At 73.2% G+C, this 26,002-nt stretch carries 26 protein-coding genes; 18 read left to right on the top strand and 8 right to left on the bottom strand.

What is annotated here, in order from left to right:
• The first annotated feature begins 173 nt into the window (after positions 1 to 173).
• Positions 174 to 1,118, top strand: coding sequence for an ROK family glucokinase (locus ACO4JP_RS08165; RefSeq protein WP_425956879.1), 945 nt, complete (start codon positions 174 to 176; stop codon positions 1,116 to 1,118).
• Positions 1,119 to 1,148: 30 nt separating this feature from the next.
• Here ACO4JP_RS08165 and ACO4JP_RS08170 read toward each other — a convergent pair whose 3' ends face one another.
• A complete protein-coding gene (locus ACO4JP_RS08170) occupies positions 1,149 to 1,745 on the bottom strand; it encodes a hypothetical protein (RefSeq protein ID WP_425956880.1) in 597 nt (198 codons plus the stop codon).
• A gap of 130 nt (positions 1,746 to 1,875) precedes the next feature.
• Between ACO4JP_RS08170 and ACO4JP_RS08175 the strand changes: the two genes are divergently transcribed.
• From ACO4JP_RS08175 to ACO4JP_RS08185, 3 genes are all read left to right on the top strand, one after another.
• Positions 1,876 to 2,607, top strand: a complete 732-nt coding sequence (locus ACO4JP_RS08175; RefSeq protein WP_425956881.1) for a lysophospholipid acyltransferase family protein — start codon at positions 1,876 to 1,878, stop codon at positions 2,605 to 2,607.
• 88 nt (positions 2,608 to 2,695) lie between these two features.
• Positions 2,696 to 3,916: a pyrophosphate--fructose-6-phosphate 1-phosphotransferase gene (locus tag ACO4JP_RS08180; RefSeq protein ID WP_425956882.1), complete on the top strand. Its 1,221-nt coding sequence runs from the start codon at positions 2,696 to 2,698 to the stop codon at positions 3,914 to 3,916.
• A gap of 68 nt (positions 3,917 to 3,984) precedes the next feature.
• The gene (locus ACO4JP_RS08185) at positions 3,985 to 5,346 is read left to right on the top strand and encodes a class II 3-deoxy-7-phosphoheptulonate synthase (protein WP_425956883.1); all 1,362 of its coding nucleotides are present in this window, start codon (positions 3,985 to 3,987) and stop codon (positions 5,344 to 5,346) included.
• Positions 5,347 to 5,363: 17 nt separating this feature from the next.
• Here ACO4JP_RS08185 and pknB read toward each other — a convergent pair whose 3' ends face one another.
• On the bottom strand, positions 5,364 to 7,475 hold the full coding sequence (gene pknB / locus ACO4JP_RS08190) for a Stk1 family PASTA domain-containing Ser/Thr kinase (protein ID WP_425956884.1): 2,112 nt from the start codon (positions 7,473 to 7,475) through the stop codon (positions 5,364 to 5,366).
• Positions 7,476 to 7,580: 105 nt separating this feature from the next.
• Here pknB and ACO4JP_RS08195 point away from each other — a divergent pair, with 105 nt between their 5' ends.
• Positions 7,581 to 7,949 carry an Rv2175c family DNA-binding protein gene (locus ACO4JP_RS08195; RefSeq protein WP_425956885.1) on the top strand — a complete coding sequence of 123 codons (369 nt, stop codon included), beginning with the start codon at positions 7,581 to 7,583 and terminating at the stop codon, positions 7,947 to 7,949.
• Here the strand turns inward: ACO4JP_RS08195 and ACO4JP_RS08200 are convergent, their stop codons facing one another.
• Both ACO4JP_RS08200 and ACO4JP_RS08205 read right to left on the bottom strand, forming a co-directional pair.
• Positions 7,950 to 9,047, bottom strand: a complete 1,098-nt coding sequence (locus ACO4JP_RS08200; RefSeq protein WP_425956886.1) for a polyprenyl synthetase family protein — start codon at positions 9,045 to 9,047, stop codon at positions 7,950 to 7,952.
• Between the two features lie 35 nt (positions 9,048 to 9,082).
• Positions 9,083 to 9,619: a hypothetical protein gene (locus ACO4JP_RS08205; RefSeq protein WP_425956887.1), complete on the bottom strand. Its 537-nt coding sequence runs from the start codon at positions 9,617 to 9,619 to the stop codon at positions 9,083 to 9,085.
• Positions 9,620 to 9,778: 159 nt separating this feature from the next.
• Here ACO4JP_RS08205 and ACO4JP_RS08210 point away from each other — a divergent pair, with 159 nt between their 5' ends.
• From ACO4JP_RS08210 to ACO4JP_RS08225, 4 genes are all read left to right on the top strand, one after another.
• Complete coding sequence (locus ACO4JP_RS08210; RefSeq protein WP_425956888.1) at positions 9,779 to 10,960, top strand: DUF4192 domain-containing protein; 1,182 nt, start codon at positions 9,779 to 9,781, stop codon at positions 10,958 to 10,960.
• Between the two features lie 10 nt (positions 10,961 to 10,970).
• Positions 10,971 to 11,339, top strand: coding sequence for a universal stress protein (locus ACO4JP_RS08215; RefSeq protein WP_425956889.1), 369 nt, complete (start codon positions 10,971 to 10,973; stop codon positions 11,337 to 11,339).
• A 343-nt stretch (positions 11,340 to 11,682) separates the two neighbouring features.
• The gene (locus ACO4JP_RS08220) at positions 11,683 to 13,332 is read left to right on the top strand and encodes an RNA polymerase sigma factor (RefSeq protein ID WP_425956890.1); all 1,650 of its coding nucleotides are present in this window, start codon (positions 11,683 to 11,685) and stop codon (positions 13,330 to 13,332) included.
• Between the two features lie 138 nt (positions 13,333 to 13,470).
• Complete coding sequence (locus ACO4JP_RS08225; protein ID WP_425956891.1) at positions 13,471 to 13,782, top strand: YciI family protein; 312 nt, start codon at positions 13,471 to 13,473, stop codon at positions 13,780 to 13,782.
• On the opposite strand, the gene ACO4JP_RS08230 is transcribed toward ACO4JP_RS08225, so the two are convergent.
• Together ACO4JP_RS08230 and ACO4JP_RS08235 are read right to left on the bottom strand one after the other, a co-directional pair.
• Positions 13,769 to 15,043, bottom strand: a complete 1,275-nt coding sequence (locus tag ACO4JP_RS08230) for an FAD-binding oxidoreductase (RefSeq protein ID WP_425956892.1) — start codon at positions 15,041 to 15,043, stop codon at positions 13,769 to 13,771. The genes ACO4JP_RS08225 and ACO4JP_RS08230 overlap by 14 nt on opposite strands.
• Positions 15,044 to 15,180: 137 nt before the next feature.
• Complete coding sequence (locus ACO4JP_RS08235) at positions 15,181 to 15,387, bottom strand: DUF7455 domain-containing protein (RefSeq protein ID WP_425956893.1); 207 nt, start codon at positions 15,385 to 15,387, stop codon at positions 15,181 to 15,183.
• 153 nt (positions 15,388 to 15,540) lie between these two features.
• Here ACO4JP_RS08235 and ACO4JP_RS08240 point away from each other — a divergent pair, with 153 nt between their 5' ends.
• From ACO4JP_RS08240 to ACO4JP_RS08250, 3 genes are all read left to right on the top strand, one after another.
• Positions 15,541 to 17,673, top strand: a complete 2,133-nt coding sequence (locus ACO4JP_RS08240) for a DNA gyrase/topoisomerase IV subunit B (RefSeq protein WP_425956894.1) — start codon at positions 15,541 to 15,543, stop codon at positions 17,671 to 17,673.
• Positions 17,674 to 17,799: 126 nt separating this feature from the next.
• Positions 17,800 to 18,216 (top strand): DUF4430 domain-containing protein, encoded by a 417-nt coding sequence (locus tag ACO4JP_RS08245; protein ID WP_425956895.1) that lies wholly within the window; start codon positions 17,800 to 17,802, stop codon positions 18,214 to 18,216.
• Entirely contained in the window at positions 18,216 to 18,806 is a 591-nt protein-coding gene (locus tag ACO4JP_RS08250; protein WP_425956896.1) for a DUF6580 family putative transport protein, read from the top strand. The genes ACO4JP_RS08245 and ACO4JP_RS08250 overlap by 1 nt, the downstream gene beginning before the upstream one ends.
• Before the next feature lie 54 nt (positions 18,807 to 18,860).
• Here ACO4JP_RS08250 and ACO4JP_RS08255 read toward each other — a convergent pair whose 3' ends face one another.
• Both ACO4JP_RS08255 and ACO4JP_RS08260 read right to left on the bottom strand, forming a co-directional pair.
• Positions 18,861 to 19,349 carry a hypothetical protein gene (locus ACO4JP_RS08255; protein ID WP_425956897.1) on the bottom strand — a complete coding sequence of 163 codons (489 nt, stop codon included), beginning with the start codon at positions 19,347 to 19,349 and terminating at the stop codon, positions 18,861 to 18,863.
• Positions 19,346 to 21,817 carry a molybdopterin oxidoreductase family protein gene (locus ACO4JP_RS08260; RefSeq protein ID WP_425956898.1) on the bottom strand — a complete coding sequence of 824 codons (2,472 nt, stop codon included), beginning with the start codon at positions 21,815 to 21,817 and terminating at the stop codon, positions 19,346 to 19,348. The genes ACO4JP_RS08255 and ACO4JP_RS08260 overlap by 4 nt, the downstream gene beginning before the upstream one ends.
• A gap of 182 nt (positions 21,818 to 21,999) precedes the next feature.
• Between ACO4JP_RS08260 and ACO4JP_RS08265 the strand changes: the two genes are divergently transcribed.
• The 6 genes from ACO4JP_RS08265 to ACO4JP_RS08290 all read left to right on the top strand — a co-directional run bounded on the left by ACO4JP_RS08265 (position 22,000) and on the right by ACO4JP_RS08290 (position 25,999).
• Entirely contained in the window at positions 22,000 to 22,410 is a 411-nt protein-coding gene (locus tag ACO4JP_RS08265) for a YciI family protein (RefSeq protein ID WP_425956899.1), read from the top strand.
• Entirely contained in the window at positions 22,407 to 23,555 is a 1,149-nt protein-coding gene (locus ACO4JP_RS08270; protein WP_425956900.1) for an RNA polymerase sigma factor, read from the top strand. The genes ACO4JP_RS08265 and ACO4JP_RS08270 overlap by 4 nt, the downstream gene beginning before the upstream one ends.
• A 52-nt stretch (positions 23,556 to 23,607) precedes the next feature.
• Positions 23,608 to 24,228: a hypothetical protein gene (locus ACO4JP_RS08275; RefSeq protein ID WP_425956901.1), complete on the top strand. Its 621-nt coding sequence runs from the start codon at positions 23,608 to 23,610 to the stop codon at positions 24,226 to 24,228.
• A 57-nt stretch (positions 24,229 to 24,285) separates the two neighbouring features.
• On the top strand, positions 24,286 to 24,612 hold the full coding sequence (locus ACO4JP_RS08280; RefSeq protein WP_425956902.1) for a DUF2975 domain-containing protein: 327 nt from the start codon (positions 24,286 to 24,288) through the stop codon (positions 24,610 to 24,612).
• Complete coding sequence (locus tag ACO4JP_RS08285) at positions 24,612 to 24,887, top strand: helix-turn-helix domain-containing protein (RefSeq protein ID WP_425956903.1); 276 nt, start codon at positions 24,612 to 24,614, stop codon at positions 24,885 to 24,887. The genes ACO4JP_RS08280 and ACO4JP_RS08285 overlap by 1 nt, the downstream gene beginning before the upstream one ends.
• Positions 24,888 to 25,078: 191 nt before the next feature.
• A complete protein-coding gene (locus ACO4JP_RS08290) occupies positions 25,079 to 25,999 on the top strand; it encodes a carbohydrate kinase family protein (RefSeq protein ID WP_425956904.1) in 921 nt (306 codons plus the stop codon).
• Positions 26,000 to 26,002 lie beyond the last annotated feature (3 nt).

Below are 26,002 nucleotides of genomic sequence, written 5' to 3' on the forward strand. Positions count from 1 at the left end.
ACTCGGTCTCACCGTCTCTTGTGACCACGGTCACGCAACGGGCTCGCACCGCGGGGTCCCCCGGCGGTCGATAGGCTGAGCGCGCGCCCCCATCGACCGGCGGATTCGGCGCGCACGACCACTTCCGCCGCCGCCGTGCGGCGGCCTTGACGACGAACGTGAGGACCCCACCCATGCATGCGATCGGTGTCGACATCGGCGGTACGAAGATCGCCATCGGTGTCGTGGACGAGGCGGGGCGGATCCTGGCCCAGGTCAGGCGCGACACCGACCCGGACGACGTCGCGAGCATCGACCGTGCCATCGCCGACGCCTGCACCGAGCTCGGCAAGGAGTACGAGATCGGCGCGATCGGCGTCGCCGCGGCGGGCTTCGTGAGCGCGGACCGCACGTCGGTGCAGTTCGCCCCGAACATCGCGTGGCGCGAGTACCCACTGGCCCGCAAGGTCGCGGAGCTCGTGGACCTCGACGTCTCCGTCGTCGTCGAGAACGACGCCAACGCGGCCGGCTGGGCCGAGTTCCGGTTCGGCGCCGGTCGTGACGCGACCGACATGCTCATGCTGACGATCGGGACGGGCCTCGGCGGCGCCGTCGTGGTCGACCGCGAGTTGGTGCGCGGGCGCTGGGGCGTGGCGGCCGAGGTCGGCCACATGCGCGTGGTGCCGGGCGGGCACTACTGCGGCTGCGGGCACGAGGGCTGCTGGGAGCAGTACGCGTCGGGCACCGCGCTGGTCCGCGACGCGAAGGCCGCCGTGGTAGCGCTGCCGCACAAGTCGGCGCGGCTGCTCGAGCTCGCCGCCGGCGACCGGAAGAAGATCAAGGGCCCGCACGTCACCCAGGCGGCGCAGGAGGGCGACGAGCTCGCCGTCGAGCTGATGGCCAAGCTCGGCCGGTGGATCGGTGAGGGTGCCGCGTCGGTCGCCGCGCTGCTCGACCCCGAGCTGATCGTCATCGGCGGTGGGGTCGCCGAGGCCGGCGACCTGCTGCTGCTGCCCGCCCGCGAGGGCTACGAGTCGCAGCTCTCGGCGCTGGGGCACCGCCCCGTCGCGCGCATCGAGCTCGCGGAGCAGGGCAACGAGGCCGGCATCGTCGGCGCCGCCGACCTCGCTCGCCGCTAGAAGGCAGAGCTCGACCAGAGGACGGCGCCGTCAGACGACGGCGCCGTTGTCGTGGTCGGAGGGGTCGCGGTGCTGCGGCATGCGCCAGACGAGCACTGCGACCGCGGCGAGGAACAGCAGGACGGCCGCCGGCCCGGCCCAGCTCGGCACGTGCAGGGCGGGCAGGAACGACCGGACGATCAGCGCGACCACCGCGAGCAGCGGAATGCCTGCGGCGCAGATCCAGGCGAGCGTGGCGAGCGGGTCGCGGGACGTCAGCACGGGGCCGGGGTCCGGGGGCGTGAAGTGCGACTCGGCGTCCTCGAGCGCCTCCGTGTCGGGCGTCGCCGGCCAGTCGCGCGGCCCCGACGTGCGGGCGACGACGTGGCCGGCAGATGCAGCCGGGGACGCCGGGCCGGACCCCGCCGGGTCGCGGGGCGTCGCCGGGTCGCCGGGCGCGTCCTCCTCGGCGCCCGTGCCGTCGGCGTCGTCCACGTCGATCTCGCCGAGCTGCGCCACGATGTCGGCCCAGCGGGCCTCGACCTCGGCGTCCTCCATGCGCGGGTCGCGCGAGTCGTCGCGGGCGCCGTCGCCCTGCGTGTCGTCCTCGTGCCCGGCCCCGCCGCCGCCTGTGCTCGTCCCGGCCATACCAACACCATAGAGTTCATGCGGCGCCGCGCGCTGCCTTCTGCACGCATTCGGGTCCACGATGGACCGAGCCGGTACGGTGGCGGCTCGCCCGCCGGAGGTTCGAGGAGGACCGTTGTTCTACTGGCTCATGAGGTACGTCCTTGCCGGGCCCCTGCTCAAGGCGTACTTCCGGCCCTGGACCAAGGGGCTCGAGAACGTGCCCACGGACGGCCCTGCGATCCTCGCCTCCAACCACCTCGCGGTCATCGACTCCTTCGTGCTCCCGCTCGTGCTCGAGCGCCAGGTGCAGTTCCTCGGCAAGTCCGACTACTTCACCGGGGCCGGCGCCAAGGGCCGGCTCGTGGCCGGCTTCATGCGCGGCGTCGGAACCATCCCGGTCGACCGTTCGGGCGGCAAGGCCAGCGAGGCCGCGCTCGACACCGGCCTGCGGGTGCTCAAGCAGGGCGGCCTGTTCGGCATCTACCCCGAGGGCACGCGCAGCCCCGACGGGCGCATGTACCGCGGCAAGACGGGTGTGGCACGCCTGGCGCTCGAGTCGGGCGCTCCCGTGGTGCCTGTCGCGATGGTCGGCACCGACAAGGCGCAGAAGGTCGGTCAGGTCGTCCCCAAGCCGATCCCGATCGGCATCGTGATGGGCGAGCCGCTCGACTTCTCGCGGTACAAGGGCATGGAGAACGACCGGTTCGTGCTGCGTTCCGTCACGGACGAGATCGTCTACGCGATCCTCCGCCTGTCGGAGCAGGAGTACGTCGACATCTACGCGGCCACGGCGAAGGCGCGCATCGCCGCCGAGAAGGCGGCCGAGCGCCGCACGGTCGAAGAGGCTGCGGGGGAGCAGCCCGCGGCCGACCAGGACTGAGGCACTCTCGCGCCGACCCGTGAGCCGTGCGCTGCGCATGGCTCTAGGATCGAGCACAGTCCAACCCCCCACCCGGAAGGTGCCTGAAATGGCTGTACGTCGCGTGGCCCTGCTGACGGCCGGCGGCTTCGCCCCCTGCCTCTCGTCCGCCGTCGGCGGGCTCATCGAGCGGTACGACGAGCTCGACCCGTCGATCGAGATCATCGCCTACCAGTACGGCTACCACGGCCTGCTGACCGGGACGAAGATCGTCATCGACGAGGAGGGGCGCAAGCAGGCGGGCATCCTGCACCGGTTCGGCGGGTCGCCGATCGGCAACTCCCGCGTGAAGCTCACCAACGTGGCCGACGCCGTCAAGCGCGGCCTCGTCAAGGAGGGCGAGGACCCGCTGAAGGTCGCCGCCGAGCAGCTCAAGTCCGACGGCGTGGACGTCCTGCACACCATCGGTGGCGACGACACCAACACGACCGCCGCCGACCTGGCCGCCTACCTGCACGACCACGGCTACGAGCTGACCGTCGTCGGCCTGCCGAAGACGATCGACAACGACATCGTGCCGATCCGTCAGTCGCTCGGTGCGTGGACCTCGGCCGAGCAGACCGCCGCCTTCGGCGAGAACATCATCGGCGAGCACCGCTCGGGCCCCCGCATGCTCATCGTGCACGAGGTCATGGGCCGCCACTGCGGCTGGCTGACCGCCGCCTCGGCCGCCGAGTACCGCAAGCGTCTCGACGCCAAGGAGTTCGCCCCCGCGCTCGGTCTCACGCGCGAGCGCTGGGACATCCACGCGGTGTTCCTGCCCGAGCTCGCGATCGACATCGACGCCGAGGCCGCGCGCCTCAAGGCCGTGATGGACGAGCAGGGCAACGTCAACATCTGGCTCTCCGAAGGCGCCGGCATGCACGAGATCGTCGAGCAGCTCGAGGCCGCCGGCACCCCGCCGGCCCGCGACCCGTTCGGCCACGTGCGTCTCGACGACATCAACCCCGGCCAGTGGTTCGCGAAGCAGTTCGCGGAGAAGCTGGGCGCCGAGAAGGTCATGGTCCAGAAGTCGGGCTACTTCTCGCGTGCCGCCGCGGCGAACGCCGAGGACCTGCACCTCATCAAGTCGATGGTCGACCTCGCCGTCGAGTGCGCTCTGCGCGGCGAGCCCGGCGTCATCGGCCACGACGAGGAGGACGGCGACAAGCTCAAGGCGATCGCGTTCCCGCGCATCGCCGGCGGCAAGGCGTTCGACGTGAACCAGGAGTGGTTCACCGACCTGCTGGGCGAGATCGGCCAGCAGTTCAAGCCGGCCGCCGCGCACTGACGCAGTCCCAGGTGGTTGAGCTTGTCGACACCACCGAGGTCTCGACAAGCTCAACCACGGGAGCCCACATGAGCACCGCCGTCGACACGCCGTCCGCCGCGATGGCCCAGACCCTGGACGCGTTCCGCGCGCTCCCGGCGCTGCAGCAGCCCGTCTGGCCGGACCCGGCGGCGCTCGACGCCGTCACCACCCGCCTCGGCCAGGCGGCGCCGTTGGCGCTGCCGGCCGAGGCGGACGCGCTGCGCACCAAGCTCGCCGCGGCGAGCCGCGGTGAGGCGTTCGTGCTGCAGGGCGGCGACTGCGCGGAGATCTTCGCGGAGGCCAGCGCCACCCGGATCCGCAACAAGATCCGCACGATCCTGCAGATGGCGGTGATCCTCACGCACGGCGCCTCGACGCCGGTGGTGAAGATCGGCCGGCTCGCGGGCCAGTACGCCAAGCCGCGCTCGTCCGACCTCGAGACGCGCGACGGCGTCACGCTGCCCGCCTACCGCGGCGACATGATCAACGGGTTCGAGTTCACGCCCGAGGCGCGCACCCCGGACCCGCGGCGCCTCGAGCAGGCGTACCGGATCTCGGCCGCGACGGCCAACGTGGTGCGCGCGTTCACGCACGGCGGGTACGCCGACCTTCGCCAGGTCCACGCGTGGAACCGCGGCTTCATGCGCAACCCGGCATACGCGCAGTACGAGCGCACGGCCGCAGAGATCGACCGGGCCGTCCGCTTCATGGAGGCGTGCGGCGCCGACTTCGAGGCGCTGCGGTTCGTCGACCTCTACCTGTCGCACGAGGCGCTCGTGCTCGACTACGAGCGCGCGCTCACGCGCGTCGACGCCCGCACGGGCCACGCGTACGACACGAGCGCCCACTTCCTGTGGATCGGCGAGCGCACGCGCCAGCTCGACGGCGCGCACGTCGAGTTCCTCTCCCGCGTCGCCAACCCGATCGGCGTCAAGCTCGGCCCGACGACGGCGCCGGACGACGCGCTCGCGCTCGCCGCCCGGATCAACCCCGACAACATCCCGGGCCGCCTCACGTTCGTGGCCCGCATGGGTGCGGGCAAGGTCCGCGACGTGCTGCCCGCGCTGGTCGAGAAGGTCACCGCGGCGGGCGTGGCGGTCACCTGGGTGACCGACCCGATGCACGGCAACACGATCACCTCAGGCACCGGCTACAAGACCCGCCGGTTCACGGATGTTCTCAGCGAGGTGTCAGGCTTTTTCGAGGTGCACCGCGCGCTCGGCACCGTGCCGGGCGGCCTGCACATGGAGCTCACCGGTGACGACGTCACGGAGGTGCTCGGCGGCACCGAGGCGATCGACGAGGCGGGGCTGGCCCGGCGCTACGAGACGCTCGTGGACCCGCGCCTGAACCACCAGCAGTCGCTGGAGACGGCGTTCCTCGTCGCGGAGATGCTGCAGGCGCGCTGACCGCGGCCGTCAGCTGCTCACCAGATGGTGAGCGTGACGGTCGAGCCCTTGGGAGCGGTGCCGGTCTTGTCCTGGAACCGCACCGTGTCGAGCAGGCCGCCCAGGTACTTGTTGGCGTCGACCTTGAAGCCGGCCTTCGTCAGGGCGTCCGTCGCCTCCGCCGTCCGCATGCCGACGACGTCGGGGACGTCGACGATCGGCGGGCCGGACGACACGGTGAGCATCACGGTGTCGAGACGGTGCGCCTGCGCGCCGCTCTCGGGGGACTGACGGATGACGCGCCCGGCCGGCACGGTCTCCGACGCCTCGTCGGGTGTGAACCCCACGTGGAACCCCAGCGCCTCGAGCGCGGCCTTCGCGTCGGCCTTCTCCCGGCCGACCTGCTGCGTGACCGTCGCGGGCGCGGGGCCGCCCGAGACGGTGAGCGTGATGACGGTGTTGTGCGGCACGCTCGCCTTGGCGTCCTCGGACGCGCTGACGACCTGACCGACCGGCGCCGTGTCCGACCACACCTGGCGGGAGTCTCCGACGGGCAGCCCGACCCCGCGCAGCGCGGCCGTGGCGTCGTCCTCGGTCGCCCCGACCAGCCCGTCCGGCACGGTGACCATGCGGATGCCGAGCGACACCACGAGCTCGACCGAGCCGTCCTTGCGCACGCGCTCACCCGAGCCCGGGTCGGAGGAGACGACCGAGCCCTCCGGCACGTCGTCGTCGTGCTCCTTCGTGGTGGTCGCGGCGAGGCCGTGCGCCGCGAGCGTCGCCTTGGCGTCCGTGAGCGCCGCGTCCTCGAGCCCGAGCGGCACGGTGGTCCAGGCGCCGGGGCCGTCCTCGAACCACCACCAGGTGCCGTAGGCGGCGCCACCGAGGACGACAGCGAGCCCCAGGACCCAGCCGAGGACGCGCGGCCAGCGGCGGCGGCTCGCGGGCGCGGGTGCGTCGGGCGTCGGGGCCGACACGGGTGCGGTCATCTCGTCCCCAGCGCCGACGCGGGTGGTCGGCTGCTCGACGAGCTGCTCGGTCGGCGTGCCGTCGCCCGCCTCACCGGGGAACCAGACGTCGAGCCCGGCGGCGGCAGCGGCGGGGACGGTCGCCGCGAACGCACCTGCGAACGGGATCGCGTCGAGCCCGCCGCCGTCGAGCGAGTCGGAGCCCTCGGCGCTGTCGAGCACGTCGGCCGCGTCGTCGTCGCGCTCGGTCGCGGGTGCCGCGACGACGCCGACGAACCCGTCGGGCGGAGCGGCGCGGCGCTCGAGCACGTCAGGCTCGACGGACTCGAGCGCGAGCCGCACCCTGCGCAGCAGCGCGAGCGCGGCGGCACCGTCGGCAGGGCGCGCGGCGGGGTCGCGTGCGGTGAACGCGGCAACGAGGTCGTCGATGCGGGCCGGCAGCCACGGGACGCGGGCGCTGGGCGGCGGCACGTCGTCGTGCACGTGCTGGAACGCGACCTGGATCGGTGTGGTACCGGCGTGCGGGAGGGCGCCGGTGAGCATCTCGTAGGCGAGGATTCCGACGGCGTAGACGTCGGTGCGCGCGTCGCAGGCGCCGGTCGCGATCACCTCGGGGGCGAGGTAGGCGACGGTGCCGAGGATCGTGCCCGTCGTCGTGCTCGTGACCTCCGTGACGGCGCGGGCGAGGCCGAAGTCGGCGACCTTGACACTGCCGTCGTCGGCCGCGATGAGCACGTTCTCGGGCTTGACGTCACGGTGGACGAGGCCCTTGCCGTGCGCCGCCGCGAGCGCCGCGAGCACCTGCCCGAGCAGGTCGAGCGTCCGCCCGACGCTCACGGTCGCGCTCGAGCGCAGCTCGCGGCGCAGGTTGCTGCCGGGCACGTACTCCATGGTCAGGTAGCTGGTCTCCCCGTCGAGGCCCTGGTCGTACACGGCGACGACGCCCGGGTGGGTGAGGCGTGCGGCGGCGCGCGCCTCGCGGCGGAACCGGGAGACGAACGCGGCGCCGTCGACGCCCTCGGCGAGGTGCGCGTGCATGACCTTCAGCGCGACCTCGCGGTCCAGGCGGCGGTCGAGCGCCAGGTAGACGGTGGCCATGCCGCCGCGCGCGATGCGCGCGCGGATCTCGTACCGCCCGTCGACCAGGCGGCCGAGCAGCGGGTCGGTTGTCGCTATGGCCACGCGACGAGTCTACGGAGGGCCGGTCGGAACGGCCCGGAAACGGCCTGCGGCGCGCCTTGCCGGGCGCGGGCCGCACGCCCAGCGGGCGCGGCTTAGGCTTCGGGCGTGAGCACCGACCTCGACACCCTCGTCCCGAGCTGGCTGACCCTCCCCGACCTCGCCGAGCGCCTCGGCGTCGATCTCCCGCGCGTGCGCGCGCTGGTGCGCGACCGGGCGGTCGTCGGCGTCAAGCGTGGCGAGCGCACCACGTTCCAGGTTCCGGAGGCGTTTCTCGTCCCGGGCGAGGACGGCGGCGAGGCGGTCATCCCGACGCTGCGCGGCACGGTCATCGTGCTCGGCGACCAGGGCCTGGCCGACGACGAGATCCTCGAGTGGCTGTTCACGCCCGAGCCGTCGCTCGACGTCGCGCCCGTCGAGGCGCTGCGCGCCGGGCGCCGCGCCGCGGTGCGGCGTGCGGCGCAGGCGGTCGGCTGATCAGGCCGCGCGGTCGACGGCTGCCTGCGCGAGCTCGAGCAGGACGCCCTTGCCGGGTTCGGCGAGCTCGGCCGCAGCGAGGTCCGCGGTCGCGGCCCCGGCCAGCTCGTCGATGAGCTTCTCGACGCCGTCGAGCGCTCCGGAGCCGACGACGGCGTCGCGCAGCGCGGAGACGTCGGCGTCCGTGAGCCGCTGGTCGCCGAGGCGCTCCGCGAGGAGCGCGCGCTGGGCGGCGTCGCCCGTGGCCATGGTCCGCGCGGCGAGCACGGTGCGCTTGCCCTCCCGCAGGTCGTCCCCGGCGGGCTTGCCGGTGACGTCCGGGTCGCCGAAGACGCCGAGCACGTCGTCCCGCAGCTGGAAGGCCTCGCCGAGCGGCAGCCCGACGGCGTCGATCGCCGCCACCTGCGCCGCGTCTGCGCCGGCGAGCAGAGCGCCGATCACGAGCGGCTGACGGACCGAGTAGCTCGCGGACTTCGCCCGCAGCACGGCCCGGGCCCGCTCCTCGTCTGCCGTCGGGTCGAGGCCCCAGGGCTCGGCCTGGACGAGCACGTCGAGGTACTGGCCGACGATGACCTCGCTCTGCATCGCGTCGAACGCCGCGCGCACCGCCGTCGCGCGCTCGGGGGGGAGCGGGGCGAGCGCGTCGGCGATCTCGCGCTGGGCGGCGATGAGGCACAGGTCGCCGAGCAGGATGGCCGCGGACTCCCCGAACCGCTCCGGGTCGCCGGCCCAGCCCGCTCCGGCGTGCCGAGCCTCGAACGCGCGGTGCGCCGTGGGCAGCCCACGCCGAGTGTCGGAGGCGTCCATGACGTCGTCGTGCAGCAGGGCGGCCGCCTGGAAGAGCTCCAGCGCGGCCCCGGTGCGCACCGCGGCGTCGCGCTCCGGGCCGGCGGCGGCACCGCCGTGCGCGCGGAAGGACCAGTAGGCGAACGCGGCCCGGAGACGCTTGCCGCCGCTGAGCAGCGCGGCCGCCTGCTCGGTCAGCGGCGCGGCGGCCCGACCGATCGCGGCGACCTGCGAGCCGAGGACGTCGAGATGACGGGAGACCGCGGCGTCGACGTCGGCACGGAGGTTCTCGAGGTCGACGACGGCAGGCATGCGGGCAGCCTATGCCAGCCGACCGTGGCGGGGACTCAGCCTTTCGGGGCCTGCACGTTGCCGCTGATCGAGACGAGCCTGGCCGCGCCGTCGTCGAGAACGCCGAGCAGCAGGGTCTCGACGAGCAGGCCCTCGGGGCGCGCGGTCTGGCGGGTCCACGCGGTCTGCGCGGTGAGGCCGGACAACGCCTGGGGCTGGGTCTGCGCGAAGCCCGCGGCGGCGAGCGGCTCGCCGATCTGCGCGAGCACCTCGTCGGTCGCACGCGTGGAGGACAGGTTGAGCGAGATCTGGGTGAGGCCGCCCTCGAGCGGCTGGGCGGAGCTGGCGACGATCGTCGCGTCCGGAGGCGCGGGGACGAGGTCGCGCGGGAACCCCTTCGCGTAGTCGCCGACGGCCGACGACGGGTCGAACGAGGGCAGCGCGGTGACCGCGGCCGGGGGAGATGGCTGGGCGGACGGCAGAGTCGCGTCCTGGGCGGTGTCGAGGCGGCCCGAGGGCGCGGCCGTGCACCCGGCGGACAGACCGACCGCGACCAGCGCCGCAAAGACGGTCATCGAGGTGCGGCGGGTCACCCGCACACCGTAGCGGGCGCCGGGTCGTGGACCGGTCGCCGGTCACGCGACGGCGGTGCAACGGCCGGGCCGTGCACGCAAGGGCACGGATCACGTGCCCATGCACATGACTGGCCCGGACGCCGCCCGGCATCTCACGGAACGGCTGGGATCGGGGCCATGACATCGACCGCGGCACCGGCCGCCTCCACCGTGCGCGTGCGCGACACGCGCGACCTGCTCTCCATCGTCCCGTTCACCCTCGGGTACCGGCCGGCCGAGTGCCTGCTCGTGGTGTGCGTCAGGCACACCGGTGGCCTGGGGCTCGTGGCACGCACCGACCTCGAGGACCTGCGCCGCCCGGCCGACCGCACCGAGGTCGCCGAGCTGGTGGCGACCCGCGCCGCCGAGGACGGAACCGTCGCCGCCTACGTCATCGTCTACACCGCGGGCGATGCGGGCCCAAGCAGCACGGCGCGCGCCGCCGCAGACACGTTCGCCGACGCCCTGGACGCCGTCGTGGCCGAGCGCGAGTCCTGGGTCGTCGGCGCGCAGCGGTACTGGTCGCTCGACTGCACCGACCGGGCCTGCTGCCCACCCGACGGCTTCCCTGTCGACGACCTCGAGTCGACGATCCCCGGAGCCCAGCTCGTGCTCGAGGGGCGGGCGCCCGCGCGATCGCGCGACGAGCTGTACCGCGTGCCGCGCGCGAGCGAGGAGCGCCGTGGCCTGGCAGGGCGCGCCGCGACCCGATGGGACCGGTCGCGCCGTCGGGCGCGCGAGGCGGAGGCGCCGGCCGGAGCCGAACGTGACTGGCGATCACGATCCTTCGACGCCTGGCTCGAGGCGACGGCGACCGCCGCGGCCGGTGGTGAGCTCCCGGCCGCGCTGCTCGGCCGGCTCGCAGTCGCGCTCGAGGACCGCGCGGTGCGGGACGGCGTCCTGCTGTGGTTCGTCCCGGGGTGCGAGCAGCACGCGGCCGACACCGCGGCGGGGCACGGCGGCAGCGCCCAGGCCGACGCCGCGACGGGCGAGGCGATGGCAGCCGTCGTCGACCCGGCGACGTCCCGCGCGCCGGACGAGGCACGGGTGCGCGCGTCCAAGGCCGTCCTGGAGGCGGTCGTCGCGCACGCCCCCCGCCGCCGGACGGCGTCGCCCCTGACGCTCCTGGCGTTCCTCGCCTGGTGGTCGGGCGAGGGTGCAGGCGCGTCGTTCCGCGCCGCTGAGGCGCTGGCCGTCGACCCTGATCACCGGCTCGCACTGCTCCTCGGCGCGGCTCTGAACGCCGCCCTGCCGCCCGGATGGGTCCGCGCGCGGGACAAGCCGGGGCTTGGGCGCCGCGGCGGCCCCGACCTCCGGTAGCGTGCGGCTCATGACGGTCGTCGTGAGCCACCTGAGCAACCCCGAGGGCCGGCAGGCGCTGGCGGCGGCGGTTACCGAGGCGAGGGCGCGCTCCACCCGGCTCGTCGTCGTCGCGCACGCCGCCCCCGGGGTGGTCGAGGACGACGGCGCGCTCGCAGAGCTGCGTGCGAGGCTCGAGCAGGTCGGGGTGGAGCACGAGGTGGTGACATCGTCGGGCGACCTCGCCGAGGCGATCGTCGTCACGGCGGCGCGCACCCAGGCCGAGCTGATCGTCATCGGGCTGCGCCGCCGCAGCCCGGTCGGCAAGCTCATCCTCGGCGCCGGCGCACAGCGGATCCTGCTCGACGCCCCGTGCCCGGTGCTCGCGGTCAAGTCCTGACCACCGGGTGAAGTCCTGACCGCCGGCGCGACGCCGGCGCCGGCAGGGTGATGCGGAGGGCGGTCGCGCTCGCGCACGACGTCGCGTCACGCGGAGGTAGGTCGGCTGGGTCCGGGAATCTTCCCGGGCGGCGGTCCGTTGACACCTAGACCGCAGATACGCCGTCGGACGAGCGCGTGAGCCGCGCAATAGCGCGCGACATGCTCCTCCGGCACGGATCGCGCGGGTCGCGAAGGTACAATATCCCTGTCCGCCGGAGCCTCGACGGTCCGAGCCGGCCCCACGGGCCGCACCAAGTCTCACCGGCGGGACACCGCCCCCTCGATTGCCGAAAGGTCGGTTTGTGGCGTCCACGTCCCAGAGCACCGCACAGCAGAACATCACGCTGCCCCGAGAGTTCGAGCACCCTGCCCTCCAGGAGCTGCTGACGCACGGGACGGCGCAGGGCCGCGTCGACGCCGAGTCGTTCCGCGTCGCATGCGAGACGGCCGGCGTGGGCGACGCCAAGCGCCTCAAGGCCGTGCTGAAGGCGCTGTCGCTCGCCGGGGTCGAGGTGGGGATGCCCACGGTGGCCAAGGTCGCCGCCGCGACCACCTCGCGCAGCAGCACCTCCGCCCGCGCGAAGGCGCCGTCGACGCGCACCCCCAAGGCCTCGGCCGTGACGACGACGTCGACCGCCGCGACCGCGGTTGCCGACGCTGACGCCGAGGAGGCGCCGGCCAAGCCCGCGACCCGTGCCAGGGCCACGGTCAAGAAGGCCGCCGCGCCCGCCAAGAAGGCCGCGCCCGCCAAGGGTGCGAAGGCGACGTCGGACGAGGACGAGGTCGTCGAGGACGACGTCGTCCTCGACGACGCCGACATCGCGGTGGGGGACGACGCCGTCGAGGACGTCGACGTCTCCGTGGAGGATGACGCGGAGGAGTCGGCCGACGTCGAGACCGAGGACGACAAGCCCGCCGCCGAGAAGCCGGCTGCCGCCGAGGAGGAGGACAAGGGATTCGTCGTGTCCGACTCGGACGACGAGGACCAGCCCGCGCAGCAGGTCGTCACCGCCGGTGCCACGGCCGACCCCGTCAAGGACTACCTCAAGCAGATCGGCAAGGTCGCGCTGCTGAACGCCGAGCAGGAGGTCGAGCTCGCCAAGCGCATCGAGGCCGGCCTGTTCGCCGAGGAGAAGCTCGCGAAGGACTTCGCGGACTTCGACCGCACCAAGGCCGACTCCGACACGCGCCGCATGGTGCGCGACCTGCAGTGGATCGCCCACGACGGCAAGCGCGCCAAGAACCACCTGCTCGAGGCCAACCTGCGCCTGGTTGTCTCGCTCGCCAAGCGCTACACCGGCCGCGGCATGCTGTTCCTGGACCTGATCCAGGAGGGCAACCTCGGTCTGATCCGCGCGGTCGAGAAGTTCGACTACACCAAGGGCTACAAGTTCTCGACGTACGCCACGTGGTGGATCCGGCAGGCCATCACGCGCGCCATGGCCGACCAGGCCCGCACCATCCGCATCCCGGTGCACATGGTCGAGGTCATCAACAAGCTGGCCCGCGTGCAGCGCCAGATGCTCCAGGACCTGGGCCGCGAGCCCACCCCGGAGGAGCTGGCCAAGGAGCTGGACATGACCCCCGAGAAGGTGGTCGAGGTCCAGAAGTACGGCCGCGAGCCGATCTCGCTGCACACGCCGCTGGGCGAGGACGGCGACTCGGAGTTCGGTGACCTCATCGAGGACTCCGAGGCGGTCGTGCCCGCCGACGCCGTGAGCTTCACGCTTCTCCAGGAGCAGCTGCACCAGGTGCTCGACACGCTCTCGGAGCGCGAGGCCGGTGTGGTCTCGATGCGGTTCGGCCTCCAGGACGGCCAGCCCAAGACGCTCGACGAGATCGGCAAGGTCTACGGCGTGACGCGCGAGCGCATCCGTCAGATCGAGTCGAAGACGATGTCGAAGCTGCGTCACCCGTCGCGTTCCCAGGTGCTGCGCGACTACCTCGACTGAGGCCCTGACCAACACCACGAAGGCCCGCACCCCGGCAGGGGTGGCGGGCCTTCGTGCTGCCCAGGACGTCGCCGCGGACCGGCGTTAGCGTCGATGCGGACGCCGACTTCCCGCCGGCCCACAGGACAGGAGACGACGATGACGAAGTACCTGCTCATCTACCGGGCCGACCCCGCGGCCATGGCGGCGATGCCCGAGCCCACGCCCGAGCAGATGCAGGAGATGGCCTCGGGCTGGTTCGCGTGGCGCGACAGGGTGGGCGCCGCGATGGTCGACTTCGGCGACCCGACCCAGCCGGCGAGCGAGGGAGCGGACCCGACGCTCGGCGGCTACTCGATCGTGCAGGCCGACAGCAGCGACGCCGCGCAGGGGCTCCTCCAGGACCACCCGCACACGGCGATGGGCGGCACGATCGACGTCTACGAGATCACGCCGTTCATGGCGGGCTGACCGCCGGTTCCCAGGGGGCCACGAGCACGCCGTCGGGGTCGAGCTTCTGCCGCAGCGTGGTGAGGCGGGACCAGGAGGGCTCTCCCCACGCGACCCGCAGCGCCTCCGCGGCGCGCGCGTCGTGCGGGTCGCCCAGGTCGAGAGCGGTGCCGCCCGTGGTCCACGGCGCGAGCGCGTCCACGAGCGTGTCGGCGTCGGCCTGCCGGCCAGCAAGTGCGCGCAGGCTGAACGCCGCGGCGCGCCCGGGGATGCAACCGGGGATCGGAGCGCCCCGCCCCATGGCGCCACCGCGGAGCCGCAGCTCGACGGACGTCCCCGGGGGTGCCGCCGCCGCCGCGGCGGCGATGGCCTCGACGGCGACGGAGGGGAGCGTGTCGAGGAGCGCTCCACGCACCGCGCCCGGAGCGGGTGTGGGCTCCCTCAGATGAGGGCTCGCACTGCCGTTCCGCAGGTCCATCACGGTGTCTCGCGACGGGGTGGGGAGGTCCTCCCTCAGCTCGGCGAGCAGCGCCTCGCTCTCGGCCGGGTCGCCCACGTGGGCGAACCGCAGGCCGAGCGCCAGGCCGCCGTCGTCGGCGGCGGTCAGGATCGCGCGGGTGGAGATCGACTCGGGAAGGTCGTCCACCCAGTCGCGCCAGCGGTGCACCGCGTCGGCGGCCGCGTCGGCGGGCACGGGGGCGAACCACCAGGTGCCGGCCTGCAGCGTGGTCAGCGCAAGCATGCCCAGCGTCATCCCCGTGGCCACGCCCAGGCCTTCGACGCCGCCGCGCAGCGCGCAGAACAGCTCGGGGTCGGTGTCCGGCGTGACCGTTCGCGCGGCGCCGTCGGGGGTGACCAGGTCGATCGAGAGCACGTGGTCGGCGGCGATGCCGAACGTCCGCGCCACGGGGCCGACGGCACCGACGAGCGCGTTCCCCACGGCGGGACGGGCCAGGTCCTCCCCGGCGAGGACGGTCAACCCGTGCGGGGCCGTGCGGGCGACGAGGCGGTCCCACGGGACGCCCGCGCCGACACGCACGGTGCGGGCCACGGGGGCCACCGAGGTCTCGTCGAGAGCGGACAGGTCGAGCAGCACGGTGCCGGGACTCGCGGACGCCGTCGTCGTCGCCCGCAGTCCGGCGGACGCGGCCTCGCGCAGCGCCCGGCCGATGTCGGCGGGAGTCGAGACCCGCACACGGGCGTTCGCGTCCGCGCCGCGCCCACCGTCGCCGGCGCGCGCGGCACCCTGACGCGGGCCCTGGGCGGACGCGGACATGGACATGCAGCAGACCTCCGACCACGCATCGTGACGCACTCAGGAGCGAGAGAGAAGATCTCTGCCGATTTCTGACGTGACGGGACAACACGAAGGCCCGCACCCCGGGCGGGGTACGGGCCTTCAGAGTATGTGCGGTGGGCTCAGCGCGCGCCGTGCTCGGCCATCAGCCGGTCGGTCTCGTCCTGGACGTACGAGGCGACGTCGGAGTAGGCGGGGGCGTGCTCGCGCGCGTGGTGGCCGCAGAAGAGGAGCTCCCCCACGGGCAGGACCACGCGAACGTACGCCTGCGCGCCGCAGCGGTCGCAGCGGTCGGCGACGGTGAGCGGTTCGGTCGTCAAAGTGGTCACGGGACAATCCAACCATCGGGGCGTCGAGGCATTCCCGGCCGGAGGCCCAGGTTCGCTAGGGGCATAGAGGCGTCCGTCACGCCGGTCGCGGCATACTCCAAGAGCCGGGGCGCCTGCGTAGGGGTGTCGCCGGCGTCGTCTACCCTGCAAGGCGTGACGACCACCGCATCCCCGGAATCGAGCTACACCGCCCGGCATCTCTCCGTCCTGGAGGGGCTGGAGGCGGTGCGCAAGCGCCCGGGCATGTACATCGGGTCGACCGACTCACGCGGCCTCATGCATTGCCTCTGGGAGATCATCGACAACTCGGTCGACGAGGCGCTCGGCGGGTTCGCGACGCGCATCGGCATCGTGCTGCACGCCGACTCCTCGGTCACGGTGACCGACGACGGGCGCGGCATCCCCGTGGACATCGAGCCCAAGACGGGGCTGACCGGTGTCGAGGTCGTCTTCACCAAGCTGCACGCCGGCGGCAAGTTCGGCGGCGGCTCCTACACGGTGTCGGGCGGTCTGCACGGCGTGGGCGCGTCTGTGGTGAACGCGCTGTCCACGCGGCTCGACGTCGAGGTGGACCGCGGTGGCAAGGTGCACCGGATGACGTTCCATCGCGGCGAGCCGGGCACATTTGCCGACGGCGCCGCGGGCCCGTCGCCCGAGTCGGTGTTCACGCCTTTCATCGACCACAGCGAGCTGGCCGTCGTCGGCCGCGCCAAGCGCGGCGTGACCGGGACGCGGATCCGGTACTGGGCCGACCGGCAGATCTTTCCCAAGACCGCGGTGTTCAGCTACGACGAGCTCGTCACCCGCGTGCGTCAGACGACGTTCCTGGTGCCAGGCCTCGAGATCACGGTGCGGGACGAGCGCGGGCTCCCGGGCACGCCGGGAGAGGCGGGCCCGCACGAAGAGGTGTTCCAGCACACGGGCGGCGCCGTCGACTTCGTCGACTTCCTGGCGCCCGACACCCCCGTGACGGCGACCTGGACCCTCAAGGGGCACGAGACGTTCAAGGAGACCGTCCCGGTGCTCGACGAGCGCGGGCACATGACGCCGCGCGAGGTGCAGCGCGACTGCGAGGTGGACGTCGCGCTCCGCTGGGGCACGGGCTACGAGACGGAGATGCGCACCTTCGTCAACATCATCGCCACGCCCAAGGGCGGCGCTCACCTGACGGGCTTCGAGCAGGGTCTGCTCAAGGTGGTGCGCAAGCAGATCGAGGTCAACGCGCGCCGCCTGAAGATCACCGCCAAGGACGGCGGTGAGCGCATCGAGAAGGACGACGTGACGGCGGGTATGACCGCCGTCGTGACGGTCCGGCTGGCCGAGCCCCAGTTCGAGGGGCAGACCAAGGAGGTGCTCGGCACCGCCCCGGTGCGCGCGATCGTGGCGCGCGTCGTCGAGAAGGAGCTCGGCGCGATCCTCACCTCGACCAGGCGGGACGACAAGGCGCAGGCGTCGCTGCTGCTCGACAAGATCGTCGCGGAGATGCGGGCGCGCGTGACCGCGCGCAAGCAGAAAGAGATCTCGCGGCGCAAGAACGCGCTCGAGACGTCGTCGCTGCCCGCCAAGCTCGCAGACTGCCGGTCCGACGACGTCGAGCGCTCCGAGCTGTTCATCGTGGAGGGCGACTCGGCGCTGGGCACCGCGAAGCTCGCGCGCTCGAGCGACTTCCAGGCGCTGCTGCCGATCCGCGGCAAGATCCTCAACGTTCAGAAGGCGTCGATCAGCGACATGCTGCGCAACGCCGAGTGTGCGGCGATCATCCAGGTCATCGGCGCCGGCTCGGGGCGCAGCTTCGACCTCGACGCCGCGCGCTACGGGAAGATCGTGCTGATGACCGACGCCGACGTCGACGGCGCACACATCCGCACCCTGCTGCTGACGCTCTTCTACCGGTACATGCGGCCCCTCGTGGAGGCTGGGCGTGTGTACGCGGCGGTGCCGCCGCTGCACCGCCTCGAGGTGATCGGCGGCCGCGGCAAGCCGAACGAGTACCTGTACACGTACTCGGAGGCCGAGCTGCAGGCCACGCTGAAGCGCCTCGACAAGGCGGGCAAGCGCTACAAGGACGACATCCAGCGGTACAAGGGCCTCGGCGAGATGGACGCCGACCAGCTCGCGGAGACCACGATGGATCCGCGCCACCGCACTCTGCGCCGCGTCCGGGCGGAGGACGCGGAGGCGGCCGAGCGGGTCTTCGAGCTGCTCATGGGCTCGGACGTCGCGCCGCGCAAGGACTTCATCGTGGCGGGCGCTGGCGCGCTGGACCGGTCGAAGATCGACGCCTGAGGGCGCCTCCGGGACCCTTGGACGTGCGGCTGTGCACCGAGGTCGAGGGCCTGGTATAGCCCGGCGCCCGTGAGTCCAGGCGAGACGCCCGCCCCTGGGTCGGCGCCACCGAACTACACTCCCGGCGTGACGACACGAGCCTTCCTGACCCGTGCCCTGGCCCTCCCGACGGCGGCGGTGCTCGCCGCCGGCCTGTTCGCGGGGTGCTCGGGGAACGACGCCGCCGCCGACGAGCCCGCGACGAGCCCGAGCGCGACGGCAACCGCGGCGGCCCTGACGGTCGCGACCGACGGCACAGAGGCCTCCTACCAGGGCGTCGCGGGCAAGACGGCGCTGGAGCTGCTGCTGCAGCTCGACCCGACGGCGACCGCCGACGGCGAGGGCGCCAACGCGTTCGTCACCTCGATCGGCGGCCGAAAGGCCGACCAGTCCAAGAACGAGTTCTGGGCGTTCTACGTCAACGGCAAGCAGGCCCAGGTCGGGGCCGGCTCGTACACGATGACGGACGGCGACGAGATCACGTGGAAGCTGGAGACCTTCTGATGCGAGACCTTTCCCTGCACGAGCTGACCCGCCGTTGGTGGCGGCCGGCCGTCGCCGTGGCCGCCGTCGTCCTCGCCGTCGTGTGGCGCCTCGTGAAGAACGACCTCGGCGCCCCGCCGAACCTCGAGCTGTCCATGGCCGCGGCGTTCCTCGCCGCCGGCGTGCTGCGGCACCGCGTCGCTGCTCTCGCCCCGATCGCCGTCGTGGCGGCCAGCGACCTGCTGCTGGGCAACACGTCGATCCTCGCGTTCACCTGGAGTGCGTGGGCCGTGATCGGTCTCGGCTCGCTGCTCACGCGCCGCGTAGGCGGAGGCTGGCGGCGTTACGTCGCGGCGCTCGGCTTCGGCGTCGGCGGCACGGCCCTGTTCTTCCTGTGGACGAACTTCGGCGTGTGGGCGCTCGGCTCCGCGACGTACTACGCCGGGGGCTGGAGCGGGCTCATGGCGAGCTACACCGCGGGCCTGCCGTTCCTGCGCCCGCAGCTGCTCGGCAACCTCGCGCTGGTGCCCGCGGCGGCGGCCGTCGTCGCGCTGGTCGAGCGGCTCGAGCGTGCCCGCGCGACTGCGGCGGAAGCGGTCCCCGCGCGATAGGCCGGACGCCCCGAGCGCCCCCGCGGCGACAACGTCGCACCTGGTGGGAAGGCCTCAGCTCACGAGCACCTGGGTCGAGGACTCCTTGATCATGGCGTTCGCCCAGCGCATCTGCCGCAGCGTCTCGGGGTGGCAGCGCTGGGTGAGGGCGAGCAGGTCGGCGTGCCGCAGGCCCTGGGCCGCCTGAGCCAGCATCTCCCAGTCCACGGACACGCCGGATGCCTTGACGTAGAGCTCGCGCAGATCTCGCAGCTTGAGCAGGCCCGGGCTGCTCGTCCGGCCCAGCAGCTCGCTCGACTTCTCGCGCACGGCCCGGCCGAGGCGCGTCGCGTCTCCGGGATCGGGGTCGGGGTCGAGATCCTCGCCGTAGCTCGGCGCGAGCTCGGCGATCTCGCGCACGTGACGCTGCGACCACGCCGCGAGGTCGCGGGCCAGGTGGTACATCTCGTGGTCGGCTTTGTGCCGCTCGGAGACCACCAGCAGCTCGTGCGCCAGGTCGCTCTCGCTGCGGTGCAGCCCCCGCAGGACGATGCCGATCTTCATCGCAGCACCTCGCGTGCACCCGCGGTGAGGTTCTCGTCGGCCAGGGCACCGGGCCCGCCCACGGTGGGGGAGACCCCGGCCGTCACCGGCGCGGACGCCGCCGTCGTCGGTGCCGGAGCGGCCGAGCCGTCGCCGCTGGCGACCTTGCGAACGGCGGCGGCCGCCGTCTTGTAGATCGGCTGCTTGGAGCAGGGGTCCCAGTCGGTCGGCGTGAGCTCGTTGGCGGCCCGGCCTGGCCCGTCCGGCCCGCTGCCACCACTGGTGTCCCAGTAGCCGTAGTGGAAGGGCACGAACACGACGCCGGGCCGGACGCCGCTCACCCGGACCTTCGCATGGATGCTCCCCCGAGGAGTCGCGACCTCGGCCAGGTCGCCCTCCGCGAGGTCCAGCACCGCGGCGTCGTACGCCGATACCTCGACCCATACGTCGGGTGCCGCGGCCTGGAGCTGGGGGGTGCGGCCGGTCTTGGTGCGGGTGTGGAAGTGGTAGATCGTGCGGCCGGTGACGAGCTGGAGCGGGAAGTCCCCGCCGGGCAGCTCGTGGGGCACCACGTACTCGGCGGCCTTGATGACGGCGCGACCGTCCGGGTGCATCGCCTGGTACTCGGTGGGGTCGAGCGGCGCGCCGGTGACCAGGTCCTTGCCGTAGCTCTCGCACGCGTCCGCGGCGGTGACGAAGGTGCCGTCGGTGTACAGCCGCTCGGTGCCGCCGGGGTTCTCGGCGTTGCAGGGCCACTGGATCCCGCTCCCGCCGCGCAACAGGTCGTAGGTCAGGCCCGAGTAGTCGCACAGGCGCCCGCGGCTGCACTCCTTCCACGCCTCGAACGTCGACTCCGGGTCGCGCCACGGCACGAGAGGGCCGCCGTCCTGGTCCTTCAGGTCCATGCGGCGTGCGAAGTCCAGGAAGATGTCGAGGTCCGGGCGTGCCTCGCCCGGCGGCTCGACCGCCTTCTCGGACAGGTGCACCGTCCGGTCCGCGTTGGTGAACATGCCGGTCTTCTCGCCCCATGCGGCCGCCGGGAGGACGACGTCGGCAAGCATCGCCGACTCGGACAGGAAGATGTCCTGGACCACCAGGAACAGCCGGTCCTGGCTGAGGATCGAGCGCACGCGGTCCAGCTCGGGCAGCGACACGGCCGGGTTGGTGGCCTGCACCCACAGCATCCCCAGCGAGCCCTCCTCGGCGTAGCGCAGCATCTGCATGAGATGGGTGGGCGGGCCATAGTGCGGGATGCGGTCCGTCTCGACGTTCCACAGCCGCGCGAGCTCCTCGACGTGCGCGTCGTTCGCCCAGTTGCGAAAGCCGGCGAGGTCGCCGTCGGCGCCGCATTCGCGGGTGTTCTCCGCGGTCGGCTGGCCGTTCATCTGCAGCACGCCGCAGCCCGCCTTGCCCAGCATGCCGCGCACCAGGTGCACGTTGTTCACCTGGACCGCCGCGGCGGTCGCCTGGTGCGACTGGTAGAAGCCCTGGAGCACGGTCGAGAACAGGTGCTCGGTGGTGCCGAGCAGCCGGGCCGCCTTGCGCAGGTCAGCGACCGGGACGTCGCAGATCCCGGCCGCGCTCTCGGCGGGGTAGTCGGCGAGCCGCTCCGCCAGCTCGTCGAACCCGACCGTATGCTGGTCGACGTAGTCGTGGTCCACCCAGTCGTGCGCGACGACGATCTCGTGCAGCAGACCGTTCATGAGCGCGACGTTCGTCCCCGGGCGCGGGGCCAGGTGCACCGTGGCGGCGCGCGCGACCGGCGTCGCCCGCGGGTCGACGCACACGACCGACGGGGGGTTCGGGCCGGCGAGGCGGTCCAGCACGCGGGTCCACAGGACGGGCTGCGTCTCGGCCATGTTGTGCCCGTAGAGCGCGATCACCTCGGCGTGGTCGATGTCCGTGTACGACCCGGGCTGGCCGTCGCAGCCGAACGACTCCTTGAGCGCCTCGGCGGCCGTCGCCGTGCAGAGCCGCGTGTTGCCGTCCACGTGGTTGGTCCCGATCCCGCCGTGGGCGATCACGCCGAGCGCGTAGTACTCCTCGAGAAAGAGCTGTCCGGAGGTGTAGAAGCCGATGGCGCTCGGTCCCCGCTGCTCGAGGAGCTCCTGCGTGCGGCGCACCACGCGACCCATGGCCTCGTCCCAGGTTGCCTCCACGAGCGCCCCGCCGTCCCGGACCAGCGGCCGCGTCAGCCGGTCGGGGGAGGCGTTGGCCTGCCAGCCGTAGAGGTCCTTGGGGCCGAGACGGCCACGGTTGACCCGGTCCTGCGCCCGGCCCCGGACGCCGACGATCCTGCCGTCCAGGACCGCGATGTCCATGGCGTCGCCGTCGGAGTGCAGCACGCTCGCGGACTGCACCCAGTGCTCGACGTCGTCGGCCTTGAGGCCGTCCTCGAGGAACGTGTCCACGCGGGTGGGCCAGCGCTCCCCGGGTCCGTACGGGGTGCGCGTGCCCCACGGTTCGGCGATCCGATCGGTCCGAGTCACGGCGCGCTCCCTCGTGGTCGTGCACGCCCGGGCGGTCCCGCCGGACCAGACCACCGAAACTCTGGCCGGACCAGCTCGCAAGCGGACCGCGCGGTGACGCGGCCCGATGTCGAGAACGCGGTGGCGGCTCCGTCCCAGGAGCGTCGGCGGCAGATCGCCGCCCCGGACCGGAGGATGGACCCATGACCAAGTTCCTGTTGCTCAAGCACTACCGCGGCGGCCCGAAGCAGCACCCGAACGCCGAGGCGCCGATGGAGCAGTGGACGCCCGAGGAGATCACCGCCCACATGGCGTTCATGGACCGGATGATCGAGGACCTGAAGGAGCGCGGCCAGTTCGTGGGTGCCGAGGCGCTCTCGCCCCAGGGCGCGTTCGTCCGCTACGGCGGCGAGGGAAAGCCGCCCGTCACCGACGGCCCGTTCGCGGAGACCAAGGACCTCATCGCCGGCTGGATGGCAATCGACGTCGAGTCCACCGACGCGGCGTACGAGGCGGCGGCGTACCTGTCGTCAGCGCCCGGGCCGGGGAGCAAGCCACTGCACGAGTGGATCGAGGTGCGGCCGTTCCTCGGCGAGCCGTCGGTGGTCGAGTGATCGACTCCGAGCTCCTGCGGGGCCTGACGCCGCAGGTCCTCGGCGTCCTCGTCCGCCGCGGAGCCGACTTCGCCGCGGCCGAGGACGCCGTGCAGGACGCCCTGGTCGAGGCGGTGCGCCACGGGGACGGCGTTGCACCGGACGACCCGAAGGGGTGGCTGGTCACCGTCGCGTGGCGCAAGTATCTCGACGCGCGCCGGGCGGCGTCGTCGCGCGCGCTGCGCGAGGTCAAGGTGTCGCTCGAGCCGCCGCCCGGACCCACCGAGCAGTCCGACGACACGCTGCTGCTCCTGTCCCGGTGCTGTCACCCCGCGCTCACGCCGGCGTCCGCCGTCGCGCTCACGCTGCGGGCGGTCGGCGGCCTGACGACGGCGCAGATCGCCCAGGCGTTCCTCGTTCCCGAGGCGACGGTGGCGCAGCGCATCTCTCGCGCCAAGCGCACCCTGGCCGGCGCGCGGTTCGACGCGCCCGGGGACGCCCGCGCCGTGCTCCGCGTGCTGTACCTGATCTTCAACGAGGGGTTCACCGGCGCGGTGGACCTCGCTGCGGAGGCGATCCGGCTCACGCGCCAGCTCCTCGCCTCGATGCCCGACGACCCCGAGGCAGCCGGGCTGCTCGCCCTCATGCTGCTGCACCATGCGCGAAGGGCCGCCCGCCGCGGCGCTGCCGGCGAGCTCGTGCCGCTGGCGGAGCAGGACCGCTCGCGGTGGGACACGGCGATGATCGCGGAGGGCGTCGTCCTGCTGCAGTCGGCGCTCGCCCGTGACCGCCTCGGCGAGTACCAGGCGCAGGCCGCAATCGCCGCGCTGCACGACGACGCGGCCTCGGCCGCAGAGACCGACTGGCCGCAGATCCTCGAGTGGTACGACGAGCTGACCCGTCTCACGCCCGGCAACCCGGCGGTCGCGCTCAACCGCGCGGTGGCGGTCGGGCACGTGGACGGGCCGCTCGCCGGGCTGCGGCTGGTCGAGGCGCTCGACGCGGGCCTGCCGCGCCGCCAGGCGGCCGCCGCCTACCTGCACGAGCGGGCGGGGGACCGCGCCGCGGCCGCGCGGTTGTACGCCGTCGCGGCGGACGCCGCGGCGAGCGCCGCCGAGCGGACGCACCTGCTCACGCAGGCGGCGAGGCTCTCCCGGCGGGGATAGCGTCGAAGAGCGCGAAGGATCGCGGGAGATCGACTCGTTGCGGAGGTAGCACGTGCTCCAGATGATCGCCCTCGGCGCGCTCGCCGTGCTGCTGCTGGTGGCGGCGGCCGCGGCGCCGCGCCGGAAGCTGCGGACACCCTTCGCTCCGGTCGCGCTCGGGCTCCGGATCGGGTTGCCGGTGCTGGTCGGATCCGTGGCCGGGCTCATCTGGCCGGCGGTCGAGCAGGCGCTGCGGGTCGAGCCGGAGGCGATCGCGCAGGGCGAGGTCTGGCGCCTCGTGACGGGCACGGTCGTGCAGGACGGCGGCGTGGCCGGCACGGTGTTCAACCTGGTCGTGCTCGGGCTCGCCATCCTGTTCGTGTCCAAGGTGCTCAAGACCGGGTGGGCGACGGGCGTGTTCTGGGGTGCGGCCATCGTGCTCAACGGGATCGCGGCACTGTCGGGCACGACGACCGCGGGCAGCTCCGGCGCGACGTTCGCGCTGCTCGGGGCCACGGCGGGATGGGCGCTGGTCCGACGCAGCGACCTGCGCTGGGCGGCGCCCGTCGCGCTCGTCCTGGCGGTGGTGCTCTGGGTCACGGGCGACATGCACGGCATGGCGACGATCCTCGGCGCGATCGTCGGCGCAGGCCTGGCCGGGGCGAGACGCTCGCACAAGTTGGTTCGACCGTAGCGCGACCTCGCCCGCACCTACCCCGAGGGGGTCTACCTCCGTGCACCGATCCTCGTGATGACACTCCTCGGAATCGGCACCCTCCAGGTGGCCATGGTGTGCGTCTGGAGACTGCTCACGATGGTCGACCGGTCGACCGTGTTCAGCCGCGACGCGTTCCGGTACGTCGACGCGATCGCCGTCGCGGCCGCCGCGGCGACGGCGCTCGCGCTCGTCGCGGCCGATGCCGTGCAGCCCGGCGCGATGCTGGCCGTCATGGGCGCGGCGGTCGGCGGGGCAGGCGCCGCGCTTCTCGTCGTCGTGCTGCGGGCGCTGCTGATCCGTGCTGTCGAGCTCGACGCCGAGACCGCCGCGCTGCACGCCGAGCTCGACGAGGTCATCTGATGCCGATCGTCGTCGAGATCGACGTGCTGCTCGCGCGCCGCAGGATGGCCGTGGGGGAGCTCGCCGAGCGCGTCGGGATCACGCCGGCGAACCTGGCCGTGCTCAAGAACGGGCGGGCCAAGGCCGTCCGCTTCACCACCCTCGAGGCGTCGTGCGAGGCACTCGAGTGCCAGCCGGGCGACCTGCTCCGCTGGGCTCCGGAGAACGGCGGGGGTGACGGCGACGGCGATGCGGGGCCCGCGGCGGAGGTGAGGACTCCAGCTCGCTCAGGGTGAAGCCTTCGCCCTGCAGCGTCGTCAGAGTCCGACGTCGACGGTGACCTGGCGTCGCACACGCTCGCGGCGTTCGCGGATTTGCGCGCGGCAGGCGCAGCGCTCCGCTGATGCGTCCCGGGCGGCGGCCCGCGCGGGGAAGGTGAGGCCGCCACTACGCTGCCCGGGACGGAGTCGAGCGGAGGGAGCAGGGGATGGCTCGCGACGTGTTCGTGGCAGGCGGCATCGGCGTCGACCACATCGTGCGCGTAGGGCAGCTGCCCCTGCCCGCGCGCGACAGCGTCGTGGTGCCGCCGATCCACACGTACGTCGCGCACCCCGGCAACGGCGTCGCGCTGGGCTGCGCGGCCATGGGCCTGCGCACCGCGATCCTCGAGGTCATCGGCGACGACGCCGAGGGCGACCTCGTGCGGCGCCGGTATGCGGCGTCGCCCGTCGAGCTCATCGCGGACGTCCACGAGTCGGGAACGCGGAGGTCGGTGAACCTGGTGGCCGAGGACGGCGCGCGCCTCTCGTTCTACGACCCGCGGCACCCGAACGAGTACGTGCCGCCCGGTGAGCTGTGGGCAGCGGAGGTCCGGGAGGCCCGGCTGGTGCACGCGTCGATCGTGAACTGGGCCCGCCACCCGCTGCGGGACGCCGTCGCCGCGGGCACGCTCACGTCGACCGACCTGCAGGACTGGGACGGCGAGAACGAGCACCATCGGGAGTTCGCGCTCACCGCGGACCTGGTGTTCCTGTCGTCAGCCCACCTCGCGGACCACCCCGACGACGCCGCAGGCGGTGCCGCGGATGCGGCCGCGCACGCGATCTTCGCCGACGGGCGCGCCCGTGTCGTCGTCATCACGCACGGGGCGCGTGGCTCGACGATCTACCCCCGGGGCGAGGCGCCGGTGCGGGTGCCACCCGTGACCTTCCCGGACCGACCTGTCGTCGACTCGAACGGCGCCGGAGACTCCTACGCGGCGGCGTTCCTGGCCCGGCTGCTCGCCGGCGACGGCTATGCCGCGGCGGGGCGCGCCGGCTCGATCGCGGGGGCGTGGGCCGCCGGCTCGGCCGGGACGCACACGGCGTTCCTCACTCCCGAGCTGCTGGCCTCGATCGGGGCCGGGTAGCGA

Origin of the sequence: Xylanimonas sp. McL0601, from assembly GCF_049852175.1 — a bacterium.
In the GTDB taxonomy this organism is placed as follows: Bacteria; Actinomycetota; Actinomycetes; order Actinomycetales; family Cellulomonadaceae; genus Xylanimonas.

What these genes read in the sequence shown, in the direction of transcription:
- ACO4JP_RS08265 (WP_425956899.1), top strand. Translation starts at nt 22,000, where the DNA reads ATGACCAAGTTCCTGTTGCTCAAGCACTACCGCGGCGGCCCGAAGCAG.
- ACO4JP_RS08180 (WP_425956882.1), top strand. Translation starts at nt 2,696, where the DNA reads ATGGCTGTACGTCGCGTGGCCCTGCTGACGGCCGGCGGCTTCGCCCCC.
- ACO4JP_RS08230 (WP_425956892.1), bottom strand. Translation starts at nt 15,043, where the DNA reads ATGTCCATGTCCGCGTCCGCCCAGGGCCCGCGTCAGGGTGCCGCGCGC.
- ACO4JP_RS08280 (WP_425956902.1), top strand. Translation starts at nt 24,286, where the DNA reads ATGACACTCCTCGGAATCGGCACCCTCCAGGTGGCCATGGTGTGCGTC.
- ACO4JP_RS08165 (WP_425956879.1), top strand. Translation starts at nt 174, where the DNA reads ATGCATGCGATCGGTGTCGACATCGGCGGTACGAAGATCGCCATCGGT.
- ACO4JP_RS08255 (WP_425956897.1), bottom strand. Translation starts at nt 19,349, where the DNA reads ATGAAGATCGGCATCGTCCTGCGGGGGCTGCACCGCAGCGAGAGCGAC.
- ACO4JP_RS08290 (WP_425956904.1), top strand. Translation starts at nt 25,079, where the DNA reads ATGGCTCGCGACGTGTTCGTGGCAGGCGGCATCGGCGTCGACCACATC.
- ACO4JP_RS08250 (WP_425956896.1), top strand. Translation starts at nt 18,216, where the DNA reads ATGCGAGACCTTTCCCTGCACGAGCTGACCCGCCGTTGGTGGCGGCCG.
- ACO4JP_RS08210 (WP_425956888.1), top strand. Translation starts at nt 9,779, where the DNA reads ATGACATCGACCGCGGCACCGGCCGCCTCCACCGTGCGCGTGCGCGAC.
- ACO4JP_RS08200 (WP_425956886.1), bottom strand. Translation starts at nt 9,047, where the DNA reads ATGCCTGCCGTCGTCGACCTCGAGAACCTCCGTGCCGACGTCGACGCC.
- ACO4JP_RS08175 (WP_425956881.1), top strand. Translation starts at nt 1,876, where the DNA reads ATGAGGTACGTCCTTGCCGGGCCCCTGCTCAAGGCGTACTTCCGGCCC.
- ACO4JP_RS08170 (WP_425956880.1), bottom strand. Translation starts at nt 1,745, where the DNA reads ATGGCCGGGACGAGCACAGGCGGCGGCGGGGCCGGGCACGAGGACGAC.
- ACO4JP_RS08185 (WP_425956883.1), top strand. Translation starts at nt 3,985, where the DNA reads ATGAGCACCGCCGTCGACACGCCGTCCGCCGCGATGGCCCAGACCCTG.
- ACO4JP_RS08285 (WP_425956903.1), top strand. Translation starts at nt 24,612, where the DNA reads ATGCCGATCGTCGTCGAGATCGACGTGCTGCTCGCGCGCCGCAGGATG.
- ACO4JP_RS08225 (WP_425956891.1), top strand. Translation starts at nt 13,471, where the DNA reads ATGACGAAGTACCTGCTCATCTACCGGGCCGACCCCGCGGCCATGGCG.
- ACO4JP_RS08215 (WP_425956889.1), top strand. Translation starts at nt 10,971, where the DNA reads ATGACGGTCGTCGTGAGCCACCTGAGCAACCCCGAGGGCCGGCAGGCG.